This window comes from Ornithinimicrobium sp. (assembly GCF_035267225.1).
In the GTDB taxonomy this organism is placed as follows: domain Bacteria; phylum Actinomycetota; class Actinomycetes; order Actinomycetales; family Dermatophilaceae; genus Ornithinicoccus.
On record NZ_DATFMA010000059.1, the window covers coordinates 1 to 22,019 of the forward strand.

The 22,019-nt window shown below is 70.9% G+C and carries 23 protein-coding genes and 1 tRNA gene; 17 read left to right on the forward strand and 7 right to left on the reverse strand.

Features of this window, described 5'->3' with window-relative positions:
- Window positions 1-11 precede the first annotated feature (11 nt).
- Complete coding sequence (locus tag VJ976_RS04770) at window positions 12-926, reverse strand: MMPL family transporter (protein WP_324098972.1); 915 nt, start codon at window positions 924-926, stop codon at window positions 12-14.
- A 60-nt stretch (window positions 927-986) separates the two neighbouring features.
- Between VJ976_RS04770 and VJ976_RS04775 the strand changes: the two genes are divergently transcribed.
- From VJ976_RS04775 to VJ976_RS04810, 8 genes are all read left to right on the forward strand, one after another.
- The gene (locus tag VJ976_RS04775) at window positions 987-2,504 is read left to right on the forward strand and encodes an ABC transporter substrate-binding protein (RefSeq protein ID WP_324098973.1); all 1,518 of its coding nucleotides are present in this window, start codon (window positions 987-989) and stop codon (window positions 2,502-2,504) included.
- Window positions 2,505-2,540: 36 nt separating this feature from the next.
- Window positions 2,541-3,494: an ABC transporter permease gene (locus tag VJ976_RS04780; protein ID WP_324098974.1), complete on the forward strand. Its 954-nt coding sequence runs from the start codon at window positions 2,541-2,543 to the stop codon at window positions 3,492-3,494.
- 89 nt (window positions 3,495-3,583) lie between these two features.
- Window positions 3,584-4,351, forward strand: coding sequence for an ABC transporter permease (locus VJ976_RS04785; RefSeq protein WP_324099003.1), 768 nt, complete (start codon window positions 3,584-3,586; stop codon window positions 4,349-4,351).
- Window positions 4,348-5,346 (forward strand): ABC transporter ATP-binding protein, encoded by a 999-nt coding sequence (locus tag VJ976_RS04790; RefSeq protein ID WP_324098975.1) that lies wholly within the window; start codon window positions 4,348-4,350, stop codon window positions 5,344-5,346. Before VJ976_RS04785 ends, VJ976_RS04790 begins: the two co-directional genes overlap by 4 nt.
- Entirely contained in the window at window positions 5,339-6,142 is an 804-nt protein-coding gene (locus tag VJ976_RS04795; RefSeq protein ID WP_324098976.1) for an ABC transporter ATP-binding protein, read from the forward strand. Before VJ976_RS04790 ends, VJ976_RS04795 begins: the two co-directional genes overlap by 8 nt.
- Before the next feature lie 102 nt (window positions 6,143-6,244).
- On the forward strand, window positions 6,245-7,348 hold the full coding sequence (locus VJ976_RS04800; RefSeq protein WP_324098977.1) for a LacI family DNA-binding transcriptional regulator: 1,104 nt from the start codon (window positions 6,245-6,247) through the stop codon (window positions 7,346-7,348).
- Between the two features lie 15 nt (window positions 7,349-7,363).
- Entirely contained in the window at window positions 7,364-8,959 is a 1,596-nt protein-coding gene (locus tag VJ976_RS04805; RefSeq protein WP_324098978.1) for a sodium:solute symporter, read from the forward strand.
- Window positions 8,956-10,803 carry a glycoside hydrolase family 2 TIM barrel-domain containing protein gene (locus VJ976_RS04810; RefSeq protein ID WP_324098979.1) on the forward strand — a complete coding sequence of 616 codons (1,848 nt, stop codon included), beginning with the start codon at window positions 8,956-8,958 and terminating at the stop codon, window positions 10,801-10,803. The genes VJ976_RS04805 and VJ976_RS04810 overlap by 4 nt, the downstream gene beginning before the upstream one ends.
- A gap of 7 nt (window positions 10,804-10,810) precedes the next feature.
- Here VJ976_RS04810 and VJ976_RS04815 read toward each other — a convergent pair whose 3' ends face one another.
- Window positions 10,811-11,899 (reverse strand): FUSC family protein, encoded by a 1,089-nt coding sequence (locus tag VJ976_RS04815; RefSeq protein ID WP_324098980.1) that lies wholly within the window; start codon window positions 11,897-11,899, stop codon window positions 10,811-10,813.
- A gap of 7 nt (window positions 11,900-11,906) precedes the next feature.
- A complete protein-coding gene (locus VJ976_RS04820) occupies window positions 11,907-12,602 on the reverse strand; it encodes a response regulator transcription factor (RefSeq protein ID WP_324098981.1) in 696 nt (231 codons plus the stop codon).
- A gap of 267 nt (window positions 12,603-12,869) precedes the next feature.
- Here VJ976_RS04820 and VJ976_RS04825 point away from each other — a divergent pair, with 267 nt between their 5' ends.
- The 4 genes from VJ976_RS04825 to VJ976_RS04840 are packed head-to-tail and all read left to right on the forward strand — an operon-like array spanning window position 12,870 to window position 15,910.
- Window positions 12,870-13,334 carry a hypothetical protein gene (locus tag VJ976_RS04825; protein WP_324098982.1) on the forward strand — a complete coding sequence of 155 codons (465 nt, stop codon included), beginning with the start codon at window positions 12,870-12,872 and terminating at the stop codon, window positions 13,332-13,334.
- A 12-nt stretch (window positions 13,335-13,346) separates the two neighbouring features.
- The gene (locus tag VJ976_RS04830; protein ID WP_324098983.1) at window positions 13,347-14,423 is read left to right on the forward strand and encodes a P1 family peptidase; all 1,077 of its coding nucleotides are present in this window, start codon (window positions 13,347-13,349) and stop codon (window positions 14,421-14,423) included.
- 46 nt (window positions 14,424-14,469) lie between these two features.
- Window positions 14,470-14,994 carry a DUF1499 domain-containing protein gene (locus tag VJ976_RS04835; protein ID WP_324098984.1) on the forward strand — a complete coding sequence of 175 codons (525 nt, stop codon included), beginning with the start codon at window positions 14,470-14,472 and terminating at the stop codon, window positions 14,992-14,994.
- Window positions 14,995-15,022: 28 nt separating this feature from the next.
- Window positions 15,023-15,910, forward strand: coding sequence for a hypothetical protein (locus tag VJ976_RS04840; protein WP_324098985.1), 888 nt, complete (start codon window positions 15,023-15,025; stop codon window positions 15,908-15,910).
- Between the two features lie 28 nt (window positions 15,911-15,938).
- Here VJ976_RS04840 and VJ976_RS04845 read toward each other — a convergent pair whose 3' ends face one another.
- The 3 genes from VJ976_RS04845 to VJ976_RS04855 all read right to left on the reverse strand — a co-directional run bounded on the left by VJ976_RS04845 (window position 15,939) and on the right by VJ976_RS04855 (window position 17,484).
- Entirely contained in the window at window positions 15,939-16,436 is a 498-nt protein-coding gene (locus tag VJ976_RS04845; protein WP_324098986.1) for a YbaK/EbsC family protein, read from the reverse strand.
- A 42-nt stretch (window positions 16,437-16,478) separates the two neighbouring features.
- Complete coding sequence (locus VJ976_RS04850) at window positions 16,479-17,369, reverse strand: aminoglycoside phosphotransferase family protein (RefSeq protein ID WP_324098987.1); 891 nt, start codon at window positions 17,367-17,369, stop codon at window positions 16,479-16,481.
- 41 nt (window positions 17,370-17,410) lie between these two features.
- Window positions 17,411-17,484, reverse strand: a tRNA-Gly gene (locus VJ976_RS04855).
- A 67-nt stretch (window positions 17,485-17,551) separates the two neighbouring features.
- Between VJ976_RS04855 and dcd the strand changes: the two genes are divergently transcribed.
- Window positions 17,552-18,127 carry a dCTP deaminase gene (dcd, locus tag VJ976_RS04860; protein WP_324098988.1) on the forward strand — a complete coding sequence of 192 codons (576 nt, stop codon included), beginning with the start codon at window positions 17,552-17,554 and terminating at the stop codon, window positions 18,125-18,127.
- Here dcd and VJ976_RS04865 read toward each other — a convergent pair.
- Window positions 18,116-18,355, reverse strand: a complete 240-nt coding sequence (locus VJ976_RS04865) for a hypothetical protein (RefSeq protein ID WP_324098989.1) — start codon at window positions 18,353-18,355, stop codon at window positions 18,116-18,118. The two genes, dcd and VJ976_RS04865, sit on opposite strands and share 12 nt — an antisense overlap.
- 123 nt (window positions 18,356-18,478) lie before the next feature.
- Between VJ976_RS04865 and VJ976_RS04870 the strand changes: the two genes are divergently transcribed.
- Genes VJ976_RS04870 through VJ976_RS04885 form a run of 4 tightly spaced genes read left to right on the forward strand, consistent with a single transcriptional unit; the run spans window position 18,479 to window position 22,019 of the window.
- A complete protein-coding gene (locus tag VJ976_RS04870; protein ID WP_324098990.1) occupies window positions 18,479-19,435 on the forward strand; it encodes a GlxA family transcriptional regulator in 957 nt (318 codons plus the stop codon).
- Window positions 19,436-19,480: 45 nt separating this feature from the next.
- Window positions 19,481-20,701 carry an ABC transporter ATP-binding protein gene (locus VJ976_RS04875; RefSeq protein ID WP_324098991.1) on the forward strand — a complete coding sequence of 407 codons (1,221 nt, stop codon included), beginning with the start codon at window positions 19,481-19,483 and terminating at the stop codon, window positions 20,699-20,701.
- Window positions 20,698-21,339, forward strand: a complete 642-nt coding sequence (locus VJ976_RS04880) for an ABC transporter permease (RefSeq protein WP_324098992.1) — start codon at window positions 20,698-20,700, stop codon at window positions 21,337-21,339. The genes VJ976_RS04875 and VJ976_RS04880 overlap by 4 nt, the downstream gene beginning before the upstream one ends.
- Window positions 21,336-22,019 carry an ABC transporter permease gene (locus tag VJ976_RS04885; protein ID WP_324098993.1) on the forward strand — a complete coding sequence of 228 codons (684 nt, stop codon included), beginning with the start codon at window positions 21,336-21,338 and terminating at the stop codon, window positions 22,017-22,019. Before VJ976_RS04880 ends, VJ976_RS04885 begins: the two co-directional genes overlap by 4 nt.

The following is a 22,019-nucleotide window of genomic DNA, read 5'->3' on the forward strand; positions in this document are numbered from 1 at the left end:
GACGTGGCCGGTCAACGGGGGGCCGGCACGGGTGGCGCTGACTCCGGCATGCCGTATCGGTCCCACCACTCGGCGAGCCGCGGAGGGGACCACCAGTTCCAGGACCCGAGCAGGCGCATGGTCGCCGGCACCAGCAGGACCCGCACGATGAAGGCGTCCAGGATCAGCCCTACCAGCAGGCCCACGCCGATGGTCTGGATGAAGCTGATCTGGCTGAAGAGGAACCCCGTCATCACCACGCCGAGGAGCAGGGCCGCGCTGGTGATGATGCCTCCCGTGCGGCTGAGCCCGCGCTCCACCGCCGCGGCGTTGTCGCCGTGTCGCACCCACTCCTCGCGTACCCGAGAGAGCAGGAACACCTCGTAGTCCGTCGACAGCCCGAACGCGATGGCCAGCACCAGGATCGGCTGGGTCACCTCGAGGGCGCCGGTGGTCGTGAAGCCCAGGAGCCCGGACAGGTTGCCGTCCTGGAACCCCCACACCATCACGCCCAGCACGCCCAGCACGGCCGAGAGTGAAAGGACGTTCATCCCGACCGCTTTGAGCGGCAGCACCACCGAGCCGAACGCGAGGAACAACAGCACCAGGGTGACGGCGACCACGGTGCCGGCCGCCCAGGGGAGGCGTTCGCCGATGCTCCTGAGCAGGTCGACGTGCTCGGCGGCCGCGCCTCCCACGAGAACGCTGGCTCCCTCGGGCGCGGGAGTCGCGCGGACTTGCTCGACCACCCTCTCGGAGTCCTCGGTCCTGGCTGACCTGGCGACGAGGCTTCGCGTACCCCACGAGGCGCTGACTGCGCACCCCCAGCGCTGAAGTTCGCTTCCAGCCGCGAACTCGACGCCGAAGGTCGACGCTTTTGGCTGGGGGTGCGGGCGGGGAAGAATGTGGGGGTGCGCAGGGACTGCGCATACCCTGTCTGCGCGCACGTTGCCGGCCGCCCCGGGCGTGGCGCGCCGATGTCGTCCCGCAGAGAGGCACCACCGGTCATGTTCAGCTCTTCCCGTCGCGCGCTCGGTGCCGTCGTGGCCACGGCCTTCGCGTTGAGCGCCTGCAACGCGGGCAGCGGCAGCGGCGACAGTGGCAGTGGGAGCGGGTCCGACACGTCCGTCTCGATCGGCCTGGTCGCCGAGCCGGCCAGCCTGGACTTCACCACGACCGACGGCGCTGCCATTCCGCAAGCGCTGCTCTACAACGTGTACGAGACGCTGGTGAAGGTGGACAGCCAGTCCGGCGAGATCGTGGCCTCCCTGGCCACCGACTACGAGGTCAGCGAGGACGGGAAGACCTATACGTTCGCGCTCGTCGAGGACGCCACGTTCTCCGACGGCGCGGCCTTCGGCCCCGAGGACGTGGTGTTCTCGATCGAGCGCGTGCAGTCGGAGGCGTGGACCGTCTCGCTGAAGAGCCAGATGGAGGTGGTGGACACCGTCGAGGTGACCGGGGACCACGAGGTCACGGTCACTCTCACACGCCCGGACAACTCGTGGCTCTACGCGATGACGACGCAGGTCGGTGCCATGTTCGACACCGAGGGAACCGAGGACCTGGCCGGTGACCCCATCGGCACCGGACCGTACACCTTCGCCGACTGGGACCGGGGCACCGACCTCACGCTGCGGCGACACGAGGGCTACTGGGGCCCGGCCCCGTTCTTCGAGGAGGTCACCCTCGCCTACTTCGACGACGGGAACGCGCTGAACAACGCGCTGCTCAGCGACCGCATCGACGTGGTCGGCACGGTGCAGGCGCCGGAGTCGCTCGCCGACTTCGAGGACGGTGACTACCAGGTCATCGAGGGCACCACGAACGGCGAGGTGGTCCTGTCCTTCAACAACGACGAGGAGCCGTTCTCCGACAAGCGCGTCCGGCAGGCGGCGCGTCACGCCATCGACCACCCCACGCTGCTCGACACCTGCTGGGCAGGGCGTGGTGAGCTCATCGGGTCGATGGTCCCGCCCACCGACCCCTGGTACGAGGACCGCACCGGCGACTACGAGTTCGACGTCGAGAAGGCGAAGGACCTGCTCGAGGAGGCCGACGCCACAGGGGTGAGGGTGCGGTTGCGGATCCCGACCCTGCCGTACGCCGTGGCCTGCGGCACGGTGGTCGAGTCGATGCTCGAGGACGCCGGCTTCGAGGTGAAGGTCGAGGAGCTCGAGTTCCCGGCCACCTGGCTGGAGGAGGTGTTCACCGCCCACGACTACGACATGTCGATCGTCGCGCACGTCGAGCCGCGCGACATGCGGGCCGTGTTCGGCAACCCGGACTACTACACCGGCTACGGCACGGGCGAGATCGTGACCTTGCTCGACGAGGCCGACGCCGGCACGCGGGAGGAGCAGAACGCCAAGATGGCCGAGGCCGCCCAGCTCATCTCGGAGGATGCGGCCGCAGACTTCCTGTTCCTCCTGCCCAACCTGGTGGTGGCCCAGCCCGACATCACCGGCCTGCCCGAGAACTCGGCCAGCATCTCCTTCGAGCTGGCCCCGCTGGCTCGCGAGTGAGGACCGGGTCGCTCCGCTGAGCGCTCGGGTGCTCTCGTGCTCTGGCAGCTGACGCGGCGGCTGGCCATCCTGGTGGCCAGCATCGTCGTCAGTACGGTGGTGGTGTTCGCGTTCATGCAGGTGCTTCCGGGCAACCCGGCGCGGGTGGCCCTGGGGGTGAACGCGTCCGAGCAGGCGGTGGCGCGGATGACCGCGCAGTACGGACTCGACCGCCCCCTGATCGTGCAGTACCTCGACTGGCTCGGCGGGATGCTGCGGCTCGACCCCGGTGTGGAGTACATCTCGCGCGCCCCCATCGGCCCGCAGATCGTCGACGGCCTGGGCGTGACCGCGTGGCTCGTCGCGGCCGCCATGCTCCTGGCCGTCGGTGTCGCCGTGCCGATGGGAGCCTGGATGGCGATGCGCCACCGCCACGTCGACGGGGTCGTGCTGTCTGCCGTGTCGCAGCTCGGTGTCGCCGTGCCGGCCTTCCTCGTCGGCATCGTCGGGATCTCGGTGTTCGCCGTACGCCTGGGCTGGGTGCCCTCCGGTGGGTGGGTGGTCCCGGTGCAGGACCCGGTCGGCTTCCTCCAGCGGCTGCTGCTGCCCGCCGTCGCGCTCGCCCTGGTTCAGGGCTCGGTGCTCGCGCGCTACGTACGCTCGGCCGTGCTGGACGAGCTGGGGCAGGACTACCTGCGCACAGCGCGGGCCAAGGGGCTGCGGCCTGCTCAGGCCGTACTCCGGCATACGCTGCGCAACGCCGCCGTCCCCGTGGTCACCGTGGCCGGCCTCCAGCTGGCCAGCCTGCTGATCGGCGCCGTGGTGATCGAGCGGGTGTTCGTGCTGCCGGGGCTGGGCTCGCTGCTGCTGGACTCGGTGCAGGCGCGAGAGCTGCTCACCATCCAGTCCGTGGTCATGGTGCTGGTGGTGGCGGTGCTGGTCATCAACTTCCTGGTCGACGCGGTCTACGTGGTCATCGACCCCCGCCTGCGCACCGGAGCCGACCGGTGACCCCGCGGGCCGTGCCGAGCGTCGGCCGAGGGGTGGCCTGGCGTGGGCGCCTGAACGCTTCGCTGGTCATCGGGGCGAGCCTCGTGCTGATGATCACGGCCATGGCGCTGCTGTCCCTGGTGTGGACGCCGCAACCCCCGATGAAGGTGCTCCCGACCTCGGCCTACCAGACACCGAACGCCGAGTACTGGCTGGGCACCGACCGGTTCCGCCGTGACGTGTTCACCCAGGTCATCCTGGGGTCCCGCACCACGTTGTACGTGGGCGTCGTCGCGGTCGCAGTGGCGGCTGCCGTCGGTGTGCCGCTGGGCATCGTGGCGGCGATGGCGCCGCGGTGGTTCTCCGGGCTGGTGATGCGAGGCAACGACATCCTGCTCGCCTTCCCCGCCCTCCTGCTGGCGATCATGTTCGCCGCGATCTACGGCGGGTCGACGCTGGTGGCCATGGTGGCCATCGGCATCGCCACCATCCCCAGCTTCGCGCGGATCACCCGCTCCGGCGCGCTGTCCGTGCTGAGCAGCGACTACGTGCTCGCCGCCCGCGCGGCCGGGCGCGGCCCCCTGGCGATCGCCACCCGACACGTGTTGCCCAACCTCACCGGCTTGGTCATCGTGCAGGCCTCGGTGTCGTTCGCCATCGCCATCCTGGCCGAGGCGGCGCTGGCCTACCTCGGGCTCGGTACGCCCACCGGCCAGCCCTCCTGGGGTCGCATGCTGTACGAGGCCCAGTCGACGCTGCGCTCGGCGCCGCACCTCGCCCTGATCCCCGGGGCGGCGATCGGGCTCGCCGTCCTCGGGTTCAACCTGCTCGGTGACGGCCTGCGGGACGCCCTGGACCCCCAGCTGGCCTCACGATGAGCGGCGAGGTGGCAGCGCCCGTGCTGGAGGTGGAGGGGCTCGACGTCGCGACCGGCTCGACGGCGCTGCTGTCGCAGGTGAGCTTCAGCATCGATGCCGGTGAACGGGTGGGGCTGATCGGCGAGTCCGGTAGCGGCAAGTCGCTGACCGCCCTGGCGGTCATGGGCTTGCTGGCCGACGGCGTATACGTTCGAGGACACGTGAGGCTGCACGGCGGCCCGGAGAACCTGCTCGAGCACTCAGCCCGGCAGTGGGCCGCGGTGCGTGGGGAAGAGATGTCGATGGTCTTCCAGGAGCCGATGACGGCGCTCAACCCCACCATGAGGGTCGGTGCCCAGGTCGCCGAGGTGATCCGGCTGCACCGCGGGGTCTCGCGCGCCGAGGGCCTGCGCCGGGCGGACGACGTGCTGGAGCAGGTCGGTCTGGAGGCGGCCCAGACCTCTCGGGCCTACCCGCACCAGCTGTCCGGCGGGCAACGGCAGCGGGTGGTGGTCGCGATCGCCCTGGCCTGCGACCCGCGACTGCTCATCTGCGACGAGCCGAGCACGGCGCTGGACGTCACCGTCCAGGCGCGCGTGCTGGACGAGATCGTCTCCGGGGTCGCCTCACGGCAGGCCGCGTTGCTGTTCATCACTCACGACCTGGCCGTCGTGGCGCAGGTGTGCGAGCGGGTCCTCGTCATGTACGGCGGCCGCATCGTGGAGGCCGGGCCGGTCCGCGAGGTCTTCGCCGAGCCCCGGCACCACTACACCGCGGGGCTGTTGGCCGCCAGCGACCTGTCGGCGGTCGAGCCGGGGGCGGCTCTGCCCACGATCGAGGGCACCGTCCCGGCCGCCGGCCAGCTCCCCACCGGGTGCGTCTTCCGCACCCGGTGCCCGGCAGCCGACGAGGCGTGCGAGGACCAGCCGCCGTGGACCGCCCGTGCGCCCGGCTCGGCGCCATCGGAGGCCTTCGGGTATGCCTGTATGCACCCGGCTGGTGAGACCGATGAGTGAACCCCCAGCGATCGAGGTGCGCGGGCTGGGACGGACGTTCCGGCGGGCTCGGACCTCGTGGCACCGGCCTGGCTCTGCGGTGTCCGCCGTTCGTGAGGTCGACCTGACCGTCGCCGCGGGTGAGCGGTTCGGGGTCGTGGGGGAGTCCGGGTCCGGCAAGTCGACGTTGCTGCGGATGATCTGCGGCCTGGACCAGCCGACGTACGGCAGCGTGCAGGTCCGCGGGCGTGCGGTGGCCGGCCAGTCCTGGCGTGCGTTGCAGTGGCTGCGCGGCGAGGTCGGGGTGGTGTTCCAGGACCCGATGGGCTCACTGGACCCCCGGATGCGAGTGGGTGAGGCGATCGCCGAGCCCCTGCTGGCCCAGCGCATCGGCGACCGTTCATCGCGCGCGGACCGCGTCCGGGAGCTGCTCGTCGCGGTGGGCCTGCCGCCGGAAGCGGCGCGCCGCTACCCGCACCAGTTCTCGGGCGGTCAGCGTCAGCGGATCTCCATCGCCCGTGCTCTGGCGCCGTCCCCCTCGATCCTCGTGGCCGACGAACCGGTCAGCGCTCTGGACGTCTCGGTGCGGGCGCAGGTGCTCAACCTGCTCAACGACGTCGTGAGCCGGCGCGGCCTCACCCTCGTCTTCGTCAGCCACGACCTCCTCGTGGTCCGACAGGTCTGTGACCGCGTCGCCGTGATGCGCCGGGGAGAGCTGGTGGAGGTCGGGGACACCGCGCGTGTGTTCGCCGACCCGCAGCACGAGTACACCCGGGAGCTCCTGGCCTCGGTCCCCACCCTGCCTCCTCTGCGGTAGCGCACTGTCGCAGCGGGTTCACACCCTTGACCCGCCGGGCAGCCGGGTCTAGCCTCCGTCTTTGGGCGAACGTTCGCCCGACGGACTCGACGGGGAGGTGCGATGCGGCAACCCTCGATCAAGGACGTGGCCGCGCGCTGCGGGGTGAGCTTCCAAACCGTGAGCAAGGTTCTCAACGGCGGCGGCTCCGTCGCGCCGAGCACCCGCGAGAGCATCCAGCGGGCCGCCGGCGAACTCGGCTACCTCCCCGACGCCAGCGCCCGTGGTCTCGTCACCCAGCGCACACGCCTCCTGGGGGTCGTCGTAGGTGACCTCGCCGACGAGATCGTCACCCGCTTCGTCGTGGCGGCGGAGCGTGAGGCGGCCCGGCAGGGTTACGCCCTCGCGGTCGTCAGCCTCGACCACGCCGAGGCGGAGCGCGGTGCCGAGGGCTTCTCGCAGGCCGAAGGGGAGGTGGACCGCGACGAGCACGGCGTGCACGAGCGGTCCCTGCGCGCGCTTCGGGAGCGCCGGGTGGACGGGATCCTGCTGGCCGCCCCTCAGCTGGAGCGGGATGCGCGCCTCGGAGCACTGCTCACCGACGGGCCGCCGGTGGTGGGGCTGCACACGGTGGTGGGCACGGTCGCCACCTTGGTCGGCTCGGACCACGAGGAGGTCGGGGCGCTGGCCACCAGGCACCTGGTCGAGCACGGCCACCGGCGCATCGGCGTCGTCGCCGGGCCCAGCAGCCGCCGGGTGAGCCATGCCCGGATGAGGGGGCACCGGGCCGTGATGGAGGCGGCCGGGCTGGACAGCCCGGCCGCGCTGGTGGAGACCGGGGACTGGTCGCCGGAGAGTGGGTTCGCCGCGACGCACCGGCTGTTGGCCCGGGAGCCCCACGTGTCGGCGGTGGTGGTCCACAGCGATCTCATGGCGGTCGGGGCGCTCCACGCCGCACATCAGCTCGGACGCCACGGACCGGACCGGCTGGCGGTCGTCGGCGTCGACGACATCCCGGTGGCCGCGCACACGGTGCCCCCGTTGACCACGGTGCGGGTCCCGTTCGACAAGACGGGGCAGGTCGCCGCGTCGTGCCTGATCGATCTCGTCGAAGGACGATCGGTGCCTTCGCGGCAGATCGTGCCCGTCTCGCTCGCCGTCCGCGCGTCGTGCGGATGTCGCGAACCCGATCCCGAAGACCCGCACGCGGTGCCGACCGCACGGTGAAGGAGGAGTCATCCCATGTCTGAGTTTTCCATCGGCGCACTCGACATCAGTCTTGTGGTCATCTACATCGCGGCCACGATCGGCGTCGCGCTCTGGGTCGCCCGCCGGTCGGCGAAAGACTCCGAGGGCTACTTCCTCGGCGGCCGCGGCTTCGGCTGGCCCCTGATCGGGCTGTCGCTGTACGCCTCGAACATCTCCGGCACCTCGTTCATCGGGTTCGCCGGAGCGGGCTACCGCGACGGAGTGCCGGCCTACAACTACGAGTGGACCGCCGCGTTCATCATCATCTTCTTCGTCTTCTTCATCTATCCCTTCTACATGCGCTCCAAGGTCTCCACCGTCCCGGAGTTCCTGGAGAAGCGCTACGACACCAAGACACGCCGCTCCTTCTCCGGTTTCAACGTCCTGGCCAACCTCTTCCTCGACGCCGCCGGCGGGTTGTTCGCCGGTGCGGTGGTCGTGCAGGTGCTCTACCCCGACGTCCCGCTGTGGATCAGCGTGGGGATCTTTGCCCTGCTGGCCGGGATCTACACCATCGTCGGAGGTCTGGCCGCCGTCATCGTCACCGACGCCATCCAGGCGGTGACGCTGATCGTCGGAGGCATCATCGTGGCCGTCCTGGCGTTCAACGCCGCGGACTCCTGGTCCGCGGTGAGGGATGCGGCTCCGCCGGACGCGCTGAGCATCGTCCGCCCGGTCGACGACGCGGCGATGCCCTGGCCGGGGCTCTTCACCGGGGTTCTGCTCATCTACACCTACTACTTCGCGCTCAACCAGATGATCGTCCAGCGCACCCTCGCGGCCCGTAACGCCGACCACGGGCGCTGGGGGGCCCTGTTCGCTGGTGCGCTGAAGCTGCCGAACCTGCTCATCATGCTCATCCCGGGCATCATCGCGATCCACCTGTACCCGAACCTGGAGAGCCCCGACCTCGCCTTCCCGACGCTCGTCTTCGACCTGGTGCCGGCCGGCATGCGCGGCATCGTCATCGCAGCGCTCATTGCCGGGATCGTCTCCAGCATCGACTCGGTGCTGAACTCGGTGTCGACCCTGGTGACGCTGGACTTCGTCAAGCCCCTCAAGCCGGACATCAGCGAGAAGGCGACCGTGCGCATCGGGCGGATGGTCACGGTGATCTTCATGGTTCTCGCGTGGGCCCTGTCCTCGGCCATCGTCGGCGTGTTCCCGACCCTGTTCGACTACCTGCAGTCGTTCCTGGCCTACATCACCCCGCCGGTGCTGGTCGTCTTCATCGGCGGCATCTTCTGGCGCGGCGCCCGCCCCCGTGGGGCCTTCTGGACCCTGGTCATCGGTGTCCCCGCCGGCCTCATCCTGTGGATCCTCACCGAGGTGCTCTACCCGGACGGCCCCGGCATCCAGTTCCTCTACGCGTGCGGCCTGCTGGTGCTGGCGAACGCCACCCTCTTCGTCCTGCTCAGCCGGGGCAGCGACGAGCCGGAGGCGAACGACATCGACGAGCTCACCTGGACCCGGGCGACCTGGCGCGCCGAGAGCGAAGAGCTGGCGGGCCGCCCCTGGTACCAGAACTACCGCTACCTCTCGCTGGGTCTGGCCGGACTGACCGCCGTGTTCGTGATCCCGCTGCTATGAGCGCGGCCGCGTCGATCCCACGCCCGGAGTACCCGCGCCCCTCGCTGCGTAGGGAACGCTGGGCCAACCTGAACGGCGTGTGGTCCTTCGCCTTCGACGACGACGACTGCGGTGTGGCCGAGGGCTGGCCGAGCGTGAGCTCACCCACGGCGCCGGACGGTCCCTTCCAGCGGACCATCGTGGTGCCGTTCGCCTACCAGACCCGAGCCTCCACGGTGCACGACGCCGGCCTGCACCAGGTGGTGTGGTACGCGCGGAGTCTCGACGGCGGTGACCTGCCTGCGGTCGGCGAGCGGCTGATGCTGCACTTCGGGGCGGTCGACTACCACGCCATGGTCTGGGTCAACGGCCGGCTCGTCGCCGAGCACGAGGGTGGTTACACGCCCTTCGCCGCTGACATCACCGAGTCGGTCACCGGTCACCAGGACGTCGTCGTGGTGCGGGCGAGCGACCCCGTGGCCGACCTGGACCAGCCGCGAGGCAAGCAGTACTGGAAGCAGCATGCCGACGACGTGTTCTACACCGGTGGGACCGGCATCTGGCAGACGGTGTGGCTCGAACCTGTGCCTCGGGCCCGCGTGCAGGACCTCGCGATCATGCCGATGCTGGACGACGCCTCGGTCGAGATCACCGCGTCGGTCACCGCGGCGGCGCTCGGGCAGCGGCTGACCGTGCGGATCAGCCTCGAGGGCCGGCTGCTCGTCGACGACTCGGCCCTGGTCACGGGAGGAGAGGTACGCCGCCGCTGGAATCTGGTCGACGGGGCCGACTACGCGGACGCCTCCGTCATCGACCACCGGGGCATCGCCACCTGGAGCCCGGACAACCCGCGCCTGTACGACGTCGAGGTCGAGATTCACGGGGAGAGCGGTGTGGTCGACCGGGTCGAGTCCTACTTCGGCATGCGCAAGGTCGAGACTCGCGACGGTCAGGTGCTGCTGAACCACCGGCCGCTGTACCAGCGCCTCGTTCTCGACCAGGGCTACTTCCCGGACGGCGGGTACACCGCTTCCAGCGACGAGGAGCTTCGCGGCGACATCGAGCTCGCCAAGCAGATGGGTTTCAACGGAGCCCGCAAGCACCAGAAGGCCGAGGACCCGCGGTGGCTCTACTGGGCCGACCGTCTCGGGTTCGTGGTGTGGTCCGAGATGCCGAGCGGTTTCCGCTACAGCTCGCGGTACGTGAAGCGGGTCACTGCCGAGTGGCAGCAGATCGTCCTCCGGGACCGGAACCACCCGTGCATCCTGGTCTGGACCCCCGTCAACGAGTCCTGGGGGGTCCCGGCGCTCCGCGGGGAGCCTGACCCGGCGCAGACATCCTTCGTGGCGGCGCTCTACCACCTGACCAAGGCGTTGGACCCTTCGCGCCTCGTCGTCGGCAACGACGGGTGGGAGCACATGCGGACCGACCTGTTCACGATGCACCACTACGGCGACGCCGCCGACCTGCGGGCCACCTTCGCCGACCGGCGCACCGCCGTGACCGCACGCCCGTTGCACCGCCACGTCTATGCACCCGGCTTCGAGCACCGGGGTGAGCCGGTCATCGTCAGCGAGTTCGGAGGCGTCGCCTTCGCGGACGCGACCAACGAGAGCGACCCCCAGGTGCCCACGTGGGGCTTCCACACGGTCGCCGACAGCGACGGACTCCTCGCCCGGTACGCCGAGTTCGTGGATGCGGTCGCTCAGTCCCCGGTGGTGGTGGGCTTCTGCTGGACCCAGCTCACAGACATTCAGCAGGAGGCCAACGGCCTGCTCCGCGCCGACCGCACGCCCAAGGTCGACCCGGCCGCGATCCGCGAGGTGAACCTGGCCGCGCGGGCGCGCCGCACGCGAATCGACTGACTCCTGCTCAGGTGCGCACCGGGCGCGCCGTGGCGACGTCGTCCACGACAGTGATGACGATCCTGAGGTTGGCGATCAGCGCGCCGTACAGCGGCCAGAGCATCCCTGGCAGATCCTCGCCGGAGAGCTCGACCGCCAGCGCGTCCACCTCCTGACGAAGGTCGGCGACACCGGCGTCCGGGTCGGCCACCGCCTCGCCGGTGCGGTCCAGCAGGTCGACGAAGCGTTCGGCGAACACCGGCTCCCACTGCTGGGCCGACCGGCTGGACTCGCGGACCTGGCGGGCCATGCTGCGCACGTGGGCCACGCCCTCCTCGAGGCGAACCAGCACCTCGGCGTAGCCCTGGGCCTGGGAGGGATGCCGCCGGCCACGCGGGTTCCAGGTGGCGGACTCGCTCGCCAGGCGCACGAGTGACCACGCACGCTGGATGTCGGAGTCGATCGACCGGCTGCGCTCGATCCAGTCCTGCTCGCTCTGGGACTCCCAGGGCGTTCTCATCTCGTAGGCCATGTCCTGCATCAGCTCGCCGAGCCGGCGGTTCACGTGGTCGACCTGCTCCTGCGCGCTGCGGTCGTTCAGGGGTGGGACGACCACGACGTTGACCAGCAGCGCCACGCCGACTCCGATGCCGGTCTCGGCAAGACGGTCGATGAGCGGCGGCTGGCCCCCGGTGGCGTAGCCGGCCGTGATGACGAACAGGGCCGTGGTGGCCACGGTGATGCCCTCGGCGTGAAGGACGCCGAGGCGGGCCAGGAGGAGGCCGACGAGGACGGCCACCCCCAGGGCGAGGGCTGAGGCGCCCACCATGCCGACGACTCCGGCCGCCAGCACGACCCCGAGGACGGTGGCCAGGACAGTCTGAGCACCCCGCCAGATCGTCCTGTGCACGGTGGCGTGGACGGTGAGCAGCGCGATCCAGGGCGCCAGGAAGGCCTGCTCGAGGCCCGGGATGCGGGAGGCGAGCAACCAGGCGACCACCGCAGCGACCGCGGCCTTCACCATCTGCATCCCGTCGGCCTTCCAGCCGGGCGTCCGGGCTCGCTCCCGGAGCCGGGAGGCCACGGCGGAGGGGGAGACGTGGGGGAGGTACCGCATGACCGTGCTAGTCGACCGTGGCGTCCGGGCCCATGCCGTGGGTCATCCCCCAGATGACCGCCCGAGCACGGGTGTCGACCTCGATCTTGCGGTAGGCACTGCGGATGTAGGTCTTGATCGTGTTGATGCTCAGGTAGGACCGAGCCGCGATCTGGTCGTTGGACAACCCCTGGACGATCAGCGCCAGGACCTCGGACTCCCGTGCGGACAGTCCGTACTCCTGGCCGGGCCAGCGGTTCGGTGCGGGCTCCGGCCGGATGAGCGTCGCCTCGTCGGTCTCGCTGCAGTCCGGCCGCTCCGGCGGGAGCACGACCTCGCCGGCGTGGACCTGCTCCAACGCCTCGACCAGCTGGACAGCCGTCAACCACTTCGGCAGGTACCCCGCAACGCCTTTGCCGAGGGCGGTCCGGACGAGCTCGGGCTGGGTGTTCCAGCTGTAGACCACGACCCGTCCGCAGCCCGGGTCGTCCAGGAAGGGGTCCACTGCGCTGGCGTTGATCTGCGGCGCCGCGAACGTGTCGTACAAGGTGATGTCGACCGGGCCACGATCCGGTGAGTGCACGTCCGCCTCGACCACATCGACGCGGTCTGCGAACGAGGCGAGCATCTGCCGCAGACCGTGTACGACGACCTCGTAGTCGTTGATCAGAGCCACCTGCGGGATCCGGCGCGGCGGAGCTGCCGCAGCTGAACGTGATGACATGGGCGTCACGCTACGCCGCCTGGCCCGTCCGGTCCTCGGGTCCTCGCTCGCGAGCCGGACGGCGGTGGCACCACTCACCATGACAAGGTCGACCTCTCGACGCGGCTACTCGATCCCGGGCACCAGAGCCGTCCGGCGAGGGCCAGGGTGGCAACGTGGACCTCGGGTCGGCGCCACCCCAGGGGGTGAACTTCACCCGGGTGCCGGCTCGGGCCACCTGTGGGGATGAAGCGACGACGGGGTGCCTGAACCTAGGGTCGACGCACCATGAGCCATCCCTGCCGCCTTGACTCCGCACCGCCGTGGGCGGCAGCTCCGGGCCGGCGGCTGCGGCCGGTGGAGCAGGTGAGGAGGCAGGAAGACACGGACAGCGCCGTGGTGCTCGGCCTGCTGCAGCTCGGTCACCGTCTGGACATCGAGGGTGACGTCCTCGTGACGGTCGAGGAGGTGTGCGACCTCGGCGACTGGGTCACTTCCCTGGTCGACCCCACGGTCCTGGTGTGGCGGGACAGCGAGGCCGGTGACCGCCACCTGCACATCTCGGCTCGGCACGACAGGCCTCCGGTGCGAGGAGTCATCACGGTCTCGTGGCGCACCGCCATCCGGCATACCTTCTGGTCGACCCTGCTCCACGGGGAGGACCTGGCGCGGGGCACCGAGCGTGACCTGCGCCCGCACGAGGTGCTCACGGCCCTGACACGGACGAGGATGTCCACCGCGCACGAGCCGTGAGAGGCTGCGCGGATGACGCGGTCCGGCCCGACGAACTCGCTGGTCGACGTCCCTGGCCTGCGGGTCGGTCAGCATCAGCGGAACGGCGACGGGTGGTTGACGGGCACCACCGTGGTGCTGACCGACCGTGAGGGCGCGGTCGGCGGCGTCGACGTGCGCGGCGGGGCGCCGGGAACCCGGGAGACCGACCTGCTCGACCCACGCAACCTCGTCGAGCGCGTGCACGCGGTCTGTCTGTGCGGCGGGAGCGCTTTCGGCCTGGCCGCCGCGGACGGGGTGGTCCGCAGCCGGTACGCCGAGGGCGTTGGCTTCGGCATGGGCGGGCCCGGGGAGGTGGTGCCCATCGTGCCCGCGGCGGTCATCTTCGACCTGGGCCGCGGAGGTGACTTCGGCCGGTTCCCCGACGCGGGATTCGGGGAGCGTGCTGCCGCTGCTGCCTCGAGCGCGGCGCCGGAGCTCGGCGTGGCCGGTGCCGGCACGGGAGCACGTGCCGCGGGACTCAAGGGCGGGGTCGGTTCGGCCAGTGAGGTGCTGCCCGACGGCACGACGGTGGCCGCGCTCGTGGTGGTCAACGCGGTGGGCTCGGTGGTCGACGTCGACGACGGCACGATGTACGGAGCCCCCTTCCTCCTCGCCGCCGACCTCCCGGACACTTCGTCTCGAGCCGGGCGCACGGGGGCTCCTCTGCTGAGCCCTCCTCGCCCCGCCGAGCTCGAGCAGGCCCGCGACGGCGTGCTGCGCGCGGCTACCGGCAAGAGCGGCGGAGACAGCCTGGCCACCACGATCGGGGTGGTCGCGACCGACGCCGGCCTGACCAAGGCGCAGTGCGCTCGCGTGGCCGGCAGCGGGCACGACGGGCTGGCCCGGGCCATCCACCCGAGCCACACCATGCTGGACGGGGACACACTGTTCGCCCTGTCCAGCGGGCGGAGGCCGGCTCCGCCGCCGCTGTTCCACGGCATCCTCACGGCCGCCGCCACCGTCGTGACCCGTGCCATCGTCCGAGGTGTGCTGGCGTCGCGCAGCGTGTCGACCCCCGCCGGGACCTGGCCGGGCTACCGCGACGTCTTCCCCTCGGTGCTCGGCTGAGCGCTCCGGTGTCACTCACCCGCCGGGTCGCGGCAGACTGGCATCCATGGCTCCTTCTCGTCCCCGACGGCCCGCGATGACCATCGGTGTCTCGGTGGTGGCGGCCGTGACGGTCTTCCTGGCGCTGACCGCGGTGCTGGCGCGGCGGGCACCGGAGGACCCGGACCGCTGGCACGTCGACCCGGTAGCCGCCACCGTCGACGACCGGCCCCACTGGTACCGGCTGACCCCTGCGGAGGCGCCGGTCGACCGTCAGCGCAAGCAGGAGGGGACCGCGCCGAGGTTCGACGCGCCGGTCGACCGGCTGGCCGAGGCTTTCGATGAGGTGGCCATGGGCGAGGAGCGAGTGCAGCGGCTGGCGGGGTCCCCCAGCCGGCGCTGGGTGACCTACCGGCAGCGCAGCGCCGTCTTCGGCTTCCCCGACTACGTCTCGGTCCGCTTCCTCGAGGACGGAGAAGGCGGGTCCACCCTGGCCGTGTACTCACGGGCGCGCTACGGGTACGGCGACGGCGGGGTCAACGCCGACCGGGTGCGCCAGTGGGTCGACGAGACCGCTCAACGGATGCGCTGACCCAGCACGAGAAGGAAGGACGCGCGCGATGCCGACTGCACCGCGGATCGCTCTGGCCACGGCGGCCGAGGTGTCGACACTGGATGAGGAGGGCCGGCTGCTGAGCCGTGAGCTCAACAGGCTCGGCGCCGCGGTGGAGCCCGCCGTCTGGGACGACCCAGGAGTCCGGTGGGCAGGGTATGACCTGGTGGTGGTGCGCTCGACCTGGGACTACCCCGCGAGGCGGGAGGAGTTCTTGACGTGGGCGGACCAGGTCGCCCACGTCAGCCGCCTGGCCAACGAGCCGGGCCTCCTGCGTTGGAGCACCGACAAGCGCTACCTGGAAGCCCTCGCCGGTGCGGGTGTCCCGGTGGTCCCCTCCGTCTTCATCCGGGCCGGCGGGGACGTCGACCATGCGTTCCTCGGCACCGAGCATGTGGTGAAACCGTCCGTCTCGGTCGGGTCGCGGGACACCCTGCGCCTGGGTGCGCGGGACCGGGACGAGTCGGTCGCGCACGTGCGCGCCATCCTGGCCAGCGGGCGCACCGCCATGGTGCAGCCTTACCTCGCCGAGGTGGACACCGCCGGTGAGTCGGCCATGCTGTTCGTGGAGGGCGCCTTCTCGCACTCCGTCCGCAAGGCCGCGATCCTGACCCGGGGGGCGGGGCTGGTCGAGGGGCTGTTCGCCGAGGAGGAGATCAGCGCCCGTGAACCCACCGACGGCGAGCGCGCCGTGGCGCGGCGGGTCCTCGAGGCGCTACCGGCCGAGGGTGCCCCGCTGTACTGCCGTGTCGACCTGCTGCCGACGCCGGACGGGCCCGTGGTGCTGGAGGTCGAGCTGGCCGAGCCGTCGATGTTCCTGGCCTTCTCGCCCGGCGCGGCGGCGCGGTTCGCCGACGCGATCATGCGGCGTGCGGTCGGGACCGTGCCGTCCTGACCTGACCTGACCTGACCGGTCGCGAGGTTCAGCGGGACGCGGAGGCCGGAGGAAGAGGGAGGGCCAGGCCCTCGACCACCTCGGCCGACGGCAGCGCAGCCACCGAGCTCGGAGGGCACAGGATCTTCCGGTCCCGCGAGCCGCCCCCGACGATGACCTGCTCACGGGTCATCACCGCCGCGTCGACCCAGACCGGGACGTCCTCGGGGAGGCCGAAGGGGGTCACGCCACCGATCTGCATCCCGCCGGAGCGCTCGATGGTCTCCTCGGCGCCGGCGAACGAGGCCCGCCGGGTGCCCAGCCGCTTGCGCACGGCGGAGTTGACGTCGAGCCGGGTCGTGGCCAGGACGACGCAGCAGACCATCGGCCGCTCGGCGGACTTGCCGACGACCAGGATCGCGTTCGCCGAGTCCTCGGCGGCGTAGCCGTAGGCCTGGCAGAAGGCGGCCGTGTCAGCCAGCTCCGGGTCGCAGGGCACCACGGAGTGCTCGAGGTCGTGCAGCGCGGTCAGGACCGGGTCCGTCATGGCGGCCAGTATGCCGTCGGCGGTGCCAGACGCCGAGGTCCCTCACGCCGGGTCGGTGAGCACCGCAGCGAGTGTGCGGCGGCTCATCGGCCCCAGGACAGGGTCGTCGGCCGACCCGGCGAGGCACGCCACGGCGTGCGCCAGCGCGTTCCCGCGGGCTCGCGCCCAGGTGGCATCGTCACATCCGCCCGCCGCCGCCCGGAACGTCTCCCGGTCCCCGGGTCCCCAGAGCATCCACGCCACAGAGAGGTCGGTCGCCGGGTCGCCCGCCGTGAGGTCACCGAAGTCGAGCACCGCGCCGACTCGGCCCCCGCACACCAGCACGTTGCCCGGGTGCAGGTCGCCGTGCAGCCACACCGACGGGCCCTCCCACGGCGGGACAGCCAGGGCTTGCTCCCAGACGCGGGTCGCGAGCTCGCGGTCGTGCGCCTCGCTGAGTGCGGCCAGCCCGGCGAGGACGCGAGCGTGCCGGTCGGCGAGCGGGACCCCGCGGAAGGGGTTCGGTGGCGCCTGCGCCGGAGCGGGAGCTGCGAGGGCGCGCACGAACTCGCCCAGTGCCCGGGCCGCGTCCGTCTGGTCGTCGGGCCGGAGGTGGACCGCGAGGTCACCGGGCAGCCACGCGGTGATCGACCACGTCCACGGGTAGCCGGCGCCGGGATCCCCACGCCGCAGTGGAGCGGGGACGGGCAGGGGGAGCCGGGAGGCCAGGGAGGGCAGCCACCGCAGCTCGGCCTCGACCAGCCCTGCGGCCAGGCGGCGGCGGGGCAGGCGCACCGCGTAGCGGTCACCGAGGCGGAACACCTCGTTGTCCCAGCCGCCTGCGTGGTGACGCACGGGCTGGCCTGCGAGGTCGGGGTGCTGCCGGGCGACCAGGGCCTCGACCAGCCCGGTGTCGATCGTGGTCTCGGCGGCCGGGCGCGCGTCGCGCGGCATGATGCCTCCCGGCACGGAACGGGTCAGCAGGTGGAGACCGGTGGAGCGGGCGACGAGAATCGAACTCGCGTATTCAGCTTGGGAAGCTGATGTTCTACCATTGAACTACGCCCGCACGAGCGTGCCGAGGCAGTCTAACCAACGTCGCGACCCCTCACCAACGAGGCGGCTAGGCTGACACTGTGCTGCTCTCGGACCGCGACATCCATGCACAGATCGACTCCGGCCGGGTGCGTCTCGAGCCGTGGGACCCGAGCATGGTGCAGCCCTCCAGCGTCGACTTCCGGCTCGACCGCTACTTCCGGCTGTTCGACAACCACAAGTACGCGGTGATCGACCCGGCCCTGGACCAACCCGATCTCACCCGGCTGGTGGAGGTCGAGCCCGGCGAGTCGTTCGTGCTGCACCCGGGTGAGTTCGTGCTCGGATCGACGTACGAGACCATCACCCTGCCCGACGACGTCGCGGCGCGGGTGGAGGGCAAGTCCTCGCTCGGGCGACTGGGCCTGCTCACCCATGCGACCGCCGGGTTCGTCGACCCCGGCTTCACCGGGCACGTCACGTTGGAGCTGAGCAACGTCGCGACGCTGCCCATCGTGCTGCATCCAGGGATGAAGATCGGCCAGCTGTGCTTCTTCGGCCTGTCCTCGGCCAGCGAGCACCCCTACGGCAGCTCGGCGAACGGCTCCCACTACCAGGGGCAACGGGGGCCGACCGCCAGCCGCTCGTTCAGCAACTTTCACCGCTCACAGCTCTGAGTGCTTGACCTGGCGAGCCCGGGTGGCGCTCTGGGACGCCGAGAAATCCAGTCGCGGACCCCAGGTGCCCAGGATGCGGGCGCCCTGAGCGACGATGCTCCCCCACTGCTGCAGGCCGACCTCGGTGGGCGCTCCACGCTCGGCACGCGGCATCGAGTACCAGCCGATGGCGGCCAGGCTCGCGACAGACAGAGCGACGAAGGCGACGGCGGAGATGATCTCGTTCATGCTGACTCCTCATGGTGTGGGAGGTCCGGGTGACCTCCACTGGCAGTAATCATGCGGTCATCAAAATCGCGCCACCAGTGGCATGAATGCCACCTACCGCTCAATATCTGCCATACTGGTCCGATGCTGCGCTCCGTTGCCGTCGTTGCCCAGGATCCGATGGCGCCGTTCGAGTTCGGGGTCGTCTGTGAGGTGTTCGGCGTCGACCGGACGGACGACGGCGTGCCGGCCTTCGACTTCACCGTGTGCACCGAGGACCCCCAGCGCCCCGTAGTCATGGCGGGAGGCGCCACGCTCACGGTGGAGCATGGACTGGAGGCCTGCGCCGACGCAGACCTCGTGGCGGTGCCGAGCGGACCGATGGACACTCTCCCCTCGCCCGCGGTGCTCGACGTGGTGCGAGCCGCCGTGGGGCGAGGCGCCTACGTGCTGTCGGTGTGCAGCGGCGCCTTCACGGTCGCCGCGGCGGGAGTCCTGAGCGGGGGGCAGTGCAGCACCCACTGGCGCTACGCCGACGCGCTCGCCCGCGCCTACCCCGACATCGAGGTCGACGCTGACGCGCTGTACACCCAGAACGGCACCATCATCACCAGCGCCGGCACGGCGGCCGGGATCGACGCGTGCCTGTCCCTGGTCCGCGTCGAGTGGGGTTCGGAGGTGACCGCGCGGATCGCGCGGCGGATGGTCGTGGCGCCGCACCGGGACGGGGGACAGCGCCAGTTCATCGAGCGACCTGTGCCGCAGGAGTCCGGGGAGACCTCGACGCGCGAGCTGTTGCAGTGGCTCGGCGACACGCTCGACCAGCCGCACACGGTGAGCAGCATGGCCAAGCGGCAGCACATGTCTACGAGAAGCTTCGCGCGCCACTTCGCGGCCGAGACCGGGGCGACGCCGCACCAGTGGCTCACCCGCCAGCGGGTCCTGGCGGCCCAACAGCTCCTGGAGACCTCGGACGCCTCCTTGGACTCGGTCGCCGAGTCCGTGGGCCTGGCCAGCGCCACGCTGCTGCGGCACCACTTCACCCGGGTCGTGGGCATCGCGCCCTCGACCTACCGGCGCCGGTTCGCCGCGGTGCCGTAGGGACCCGCAGCACGACTGTCGCGGGGTGCCGCTAGGGTCTAGCGAATGATTCGCCTCGAAGGAGTGACGAAGCGTTTCGCCGACGGGACGGTGGCCGTCGACGACCTCTCGGTGGAGGCCCCTGAGGGCAAGATCACCGTGCTCGTGGGACCGTCGGGATGTGGCAAGACCACGTCGCTACGCATGATCAACCGGATGATCGAGCCCACCTCGGGACGGATCCTCATCAACGGCGAAGATGCCCTGGCCAAGAAACCCGCCCAGCTGCGGCGCAGCATCGGCTACGTCATCCAGCACGCCGGCCTCTTCCCACACCGCACCGTGTTGGCCAACGTCACCACCGTGCCGACGCTGCTGAAGTGGGACAAGGCCAAGGCGCGCGAGCGGGGGATGGAGGTGCTCGAGCTGGTCGGCCTCGGTGGCGACTTCGCGAAGCGCTACCCCGGGCAGCTCTCCGGGGGCCAGCAGCAGCGTGTGGGTGTGGCCCGCGCCCTGGCGGGGGACCCCGAGGTGATGCTCATGGACGAGCCGTTCAGCGCCGTGGACCCGGTCGTGCGGGAGGGGCTGCAGGACGAGTTCCTCAAGCTGCAGGAGTCGCTCGGCACCACCATCGTCATGGTCACCCACGACATCGACGAGGCGATCAAGCTCGGCGACCGGATCGCGGTCCTGCGCGAGGGCGGGCAGCTGGCCCAGTTCAGCTCGCCGGACGACCTGCTCGCTCATCCCGCTGACGACTTCGTCGCCTCCTTCGTCGGGCGTGACCGTGGGTACCGTGCGCTCAGCTTCCAGCACGCGGAGGTGCCGGTCCACGACGAGGAGGTTGTGCGCCTCGGCGAGCGGCTCGACTCCTCGGGTGGGTCCGAGGGGCCCTGGCGTCTCGTCGTCGACGAGGAGTCACGTCCGCAGGGCTGGGTGCACGACTCCGAGGTACACGGCGAGGTCACGGCCCAGGACCTCCAGCTCGGGGGCACCCTGGCCGAGCGCGACGGGTCACTGCGCGGCCTGCTCGACGCTGCCCTGTCCTCGCCGAGCGGCCGTGGTGTGGTGACGCACGAGGGCCGCCTGGTCGGCACGGTCGACCCGACGGAGGTGCTGCAGGTGATCCAGGCCGTCGAGCGGCCGAGGGGCGACAGCATCCGGACCCACGACGACGACCTGGACGCCGACCAGACCGGCCGCCCGGCCCTGCGTGGAGAGGGTTCGCGCGCCGAGCCGGAGCCACAGGCGGGCGCGGAGTCCGCCTCGGATGAGAGCGCCGGATGACAATCCTGGACGTGCCGGCGAGTGAGATCGTCGCCCTGACGCTCGACCACGTCTACCTGGCCGGTCTGCCGCTCGTCATCGGGCTGCTGCTCGCCATCCCGCTGGGGTGGATGGCACTGCGACGGGCATGGCTGTACGCCCCGGTCATCGCCAGTACGGGGCTGCTCTACACCATCCCCTCTCTGGCCTTGTTCATTCTGTTGCCCGGCGTCCTCGGCACCCAGATCCTCGATCCGCTCAACGTGGTGGTGGCGATGACGCTCTACACCATCGCGCTGCTCACCCGGACCGTGGCCGACGGGCTGTCCTCGGTTCCGGAAGCGACGCGTCAGGCCGCGACCGCGATGGGCTTCAGCACTGTGCGCCGGCTGTTCCAGGTGGAGCTGCCGCTGGCCGTTCCGGTCATCGCCGCCGGTCTTCGGGTCGCCGCGGTGAGCAACGTCTCCATCGTGTCGGTCGCTGCGCTGGTCGGGGTGCAACAGCTCGGGATCCTGTTCACCGACGGGTTCAACCGCAACGCGATCGGCCCGATCGTCGTGGGCGTCGTGGGGTGTCTGTTCCTGGCGCTGCTGTTCGACGCCATCATTCTGGGGATCGCGAGACTGCTCACTCCCTGGCAGCGGGCGGTGGCCTCGTGATCGGCCCCGTCGTGGAGTGGCTCACCGACCCCGCCAACTGGGAGGGCGACCGCGGCGTCATCTCCCAGACGCTGGCCCACCTGGAGTACTCGTTCATCGCGCTACTGCTGGCTGCACTCGTCGCGGTGCCGTTGGGGCTCTACATCGGGCACACCGGCAGAGGGCGGGTGGTCGTCGTCAGCGCCGCCGGCGGGTTCCGGGCTATCCCCTCGCTCGGCGTGCTCTTCATCGCTGTCCTGCTCCTGCTTCCTCGCCTCAGCGGCGAGGCGGCCTTCGAGGTGCCCAGCCTGATCGTGCTGTTCATCCTCGCCATTCCTCCGATCCTGTCCGGTGTGTACTCCGGGGTGCAGCAGGTCGACCCCTCGGCGAGGGACGCCGCCAAGGGCATGGGTATGACGGGCCGCCAGGTGCTGTTCGAGGTGGAGATGCCGTGCGCGCTGCCGCTGATCTTCTCCGGGATGCGCTCGGCGATGCTGCAGATCATCGCCACCGCGACCATCGCGGCCATCGTCGGGCTCGGCGGGCTCGGCCGCTACCTCATCGACGGGCAGGCCACCCAGGACTACGCGGAGATGGCCAGTGGAGCACTTCTCGTGGCCCTGCTCGCCTTGGCGGTGGACTTCGTGTTTGGCTTGGTTCAACGACTCGTCGTCTCACCCGGTTTGGCCACCAACGGCTAG

What these genes read in the sequence shown, in the direction of transcription:
- VJ976_RS04815 (WP_324098980.1), bottom strand. Translation starts at nt 11,899, where the DNA reads ATGCGGTACCTCCCCCACGTCTCCCCCTCCGCCGTGGCCTCCCGGCTC.
- VJ976_RS04790 (WP_324098975.1), top strand. Translation starts at nt 4,348, where the DNA reads ATGAGCGGCGAGGTGGCAGCGCCCGTGCTGGAGGTGGAGGGGCTCGAC.
- VJ976_RS04785 (WP_324099003.1), top strand. Translation starts at nt 3,584, where the DNA reads ATGATCACGGCCATGGCGCTGCTGTCCCTGGTGTGGACGCCGCAACCC.
- VJ976_RS04820 (WP_324098981.1), bottom strand. Translation starts at nt 12,602, where the DNA reads ATGTCATCACGTTCAGCTGCGGCAGCTCCGCCGCGCCGGATCCCGCAG.
- VJ976_RS04840 (WP_324098985.1), top strand. Translation starts at nt 15,023, where the DNA reads ATGCCGACTGCACCGCGGATCGCTCTGGCCACGGCGGCCGAGGTGTCG.
- VJ976_RS04845 (WP_324098986.1), bottom strand. Translation starts at nt 16,436, where the DNA reads ATGACGGACCCGGTCCTGACCGCGCTGCACGACCTCGAGCACTCCGTG.
- VJ976_RS04875 (WP_324098991.1), top strand. Translation starts at nt 19,481, where the DNA reads ATGATTCGCCTCGAAGGAGTGACGAAGCGTTTCGCCGACGGGACGGTG.
- VJ976_RS04865 (WP_324098989.1), bottom strand. Translation starts at nt 18,355, where the DNA reads ATGAACGAGATCATCTCCGCCGTCGCCTTCGTCGCTCTGTCTGTCGCG.
- VJ976_RS04810 (WP_324098979.1), top strand. Translation starts at nt 8,956, where the DNA reads ATGAGCGCGGCCGCGTCGATCCCACGCCCGGAGTACCCGCGCCCCTCG.
- VJ976_RS04775 (WP_324098973.1), top strand. Translation starts at nt 987, where the DNA reads ATGTTCAGCTCTTCCCGTCGCGCGCTCGGTGCCGTCGTGGCCACGGCC.
- VJ976_RS04870 (WP_324098990.1), top strand. Translation starts at nt 18,479, where the DNA reads ATGCTGCGCTCCGTTGCCGTCGTTGCCCAGGATCCGATGGCGCCGTTC.
- VJ976_RS04825 (WP_324098982.1), top strand. Translation starts at nt 12,870, where the DNA reads ATGAGCCATCCCTGCCGCCTTGACTCCGCACCGCCGTGGGCGGCAGCT.
- VJ976_RS04850 (WP_324098987.1), bottom strand. Translation starts at nt 17,369, where the DNA reads ATGCCGCGCGACGCGCGCCCGGCCGCCGAGACCACGATCGACACCGGG.
- VJ976_RS04835 (WP_324098984.1), top strand. Translation starts at nt 14,470, where the DNA reads ATGGCTCCTTCTCGTCCCCGACGGCCCGCGATGACCATCGGTGTCTCG.
- VJ976_RS04795 (WP_324098976.1), top strand. Translation starts at nt 5,339, where the DNA reads ATGAGTGAACCCCCAGCGATCGAGGTGCGCGGGCTGGGACGGACGTTC.
- VJ976_RS04800 (WP_324098977.1), top strand. Translation starts at nt 6,245, where the DNA reads ATGCGGCAACCCTCGATCAAGGACGTGGCCGCGCGCTGCGGGGTGAGC.
- VJ976_RS04880 (WP_324098992.1), top strand. Translation starts at nt 20,698, where the DNA reads ATGACAATCCTGGACGTGCCGGCGAGTGAGATCGTCGCCCTGACGCTC.
- VJ976_RS04805 (WP_324098978.1), top strand. Translation starts at nt 7,364, where the DNA reads ATGTCTGAGTTTTCCATCGGCGCACTCGACATCAGTCTTGTGGTCATC.
- VJ976_RS04830 (WP_324098983.1), top strand. Translation starts at nt 13,347, where the DNA reads ATGACGCGGTCCGGCCCGACGAACTCGCTGGTCGACGTCCCTGGCCTG.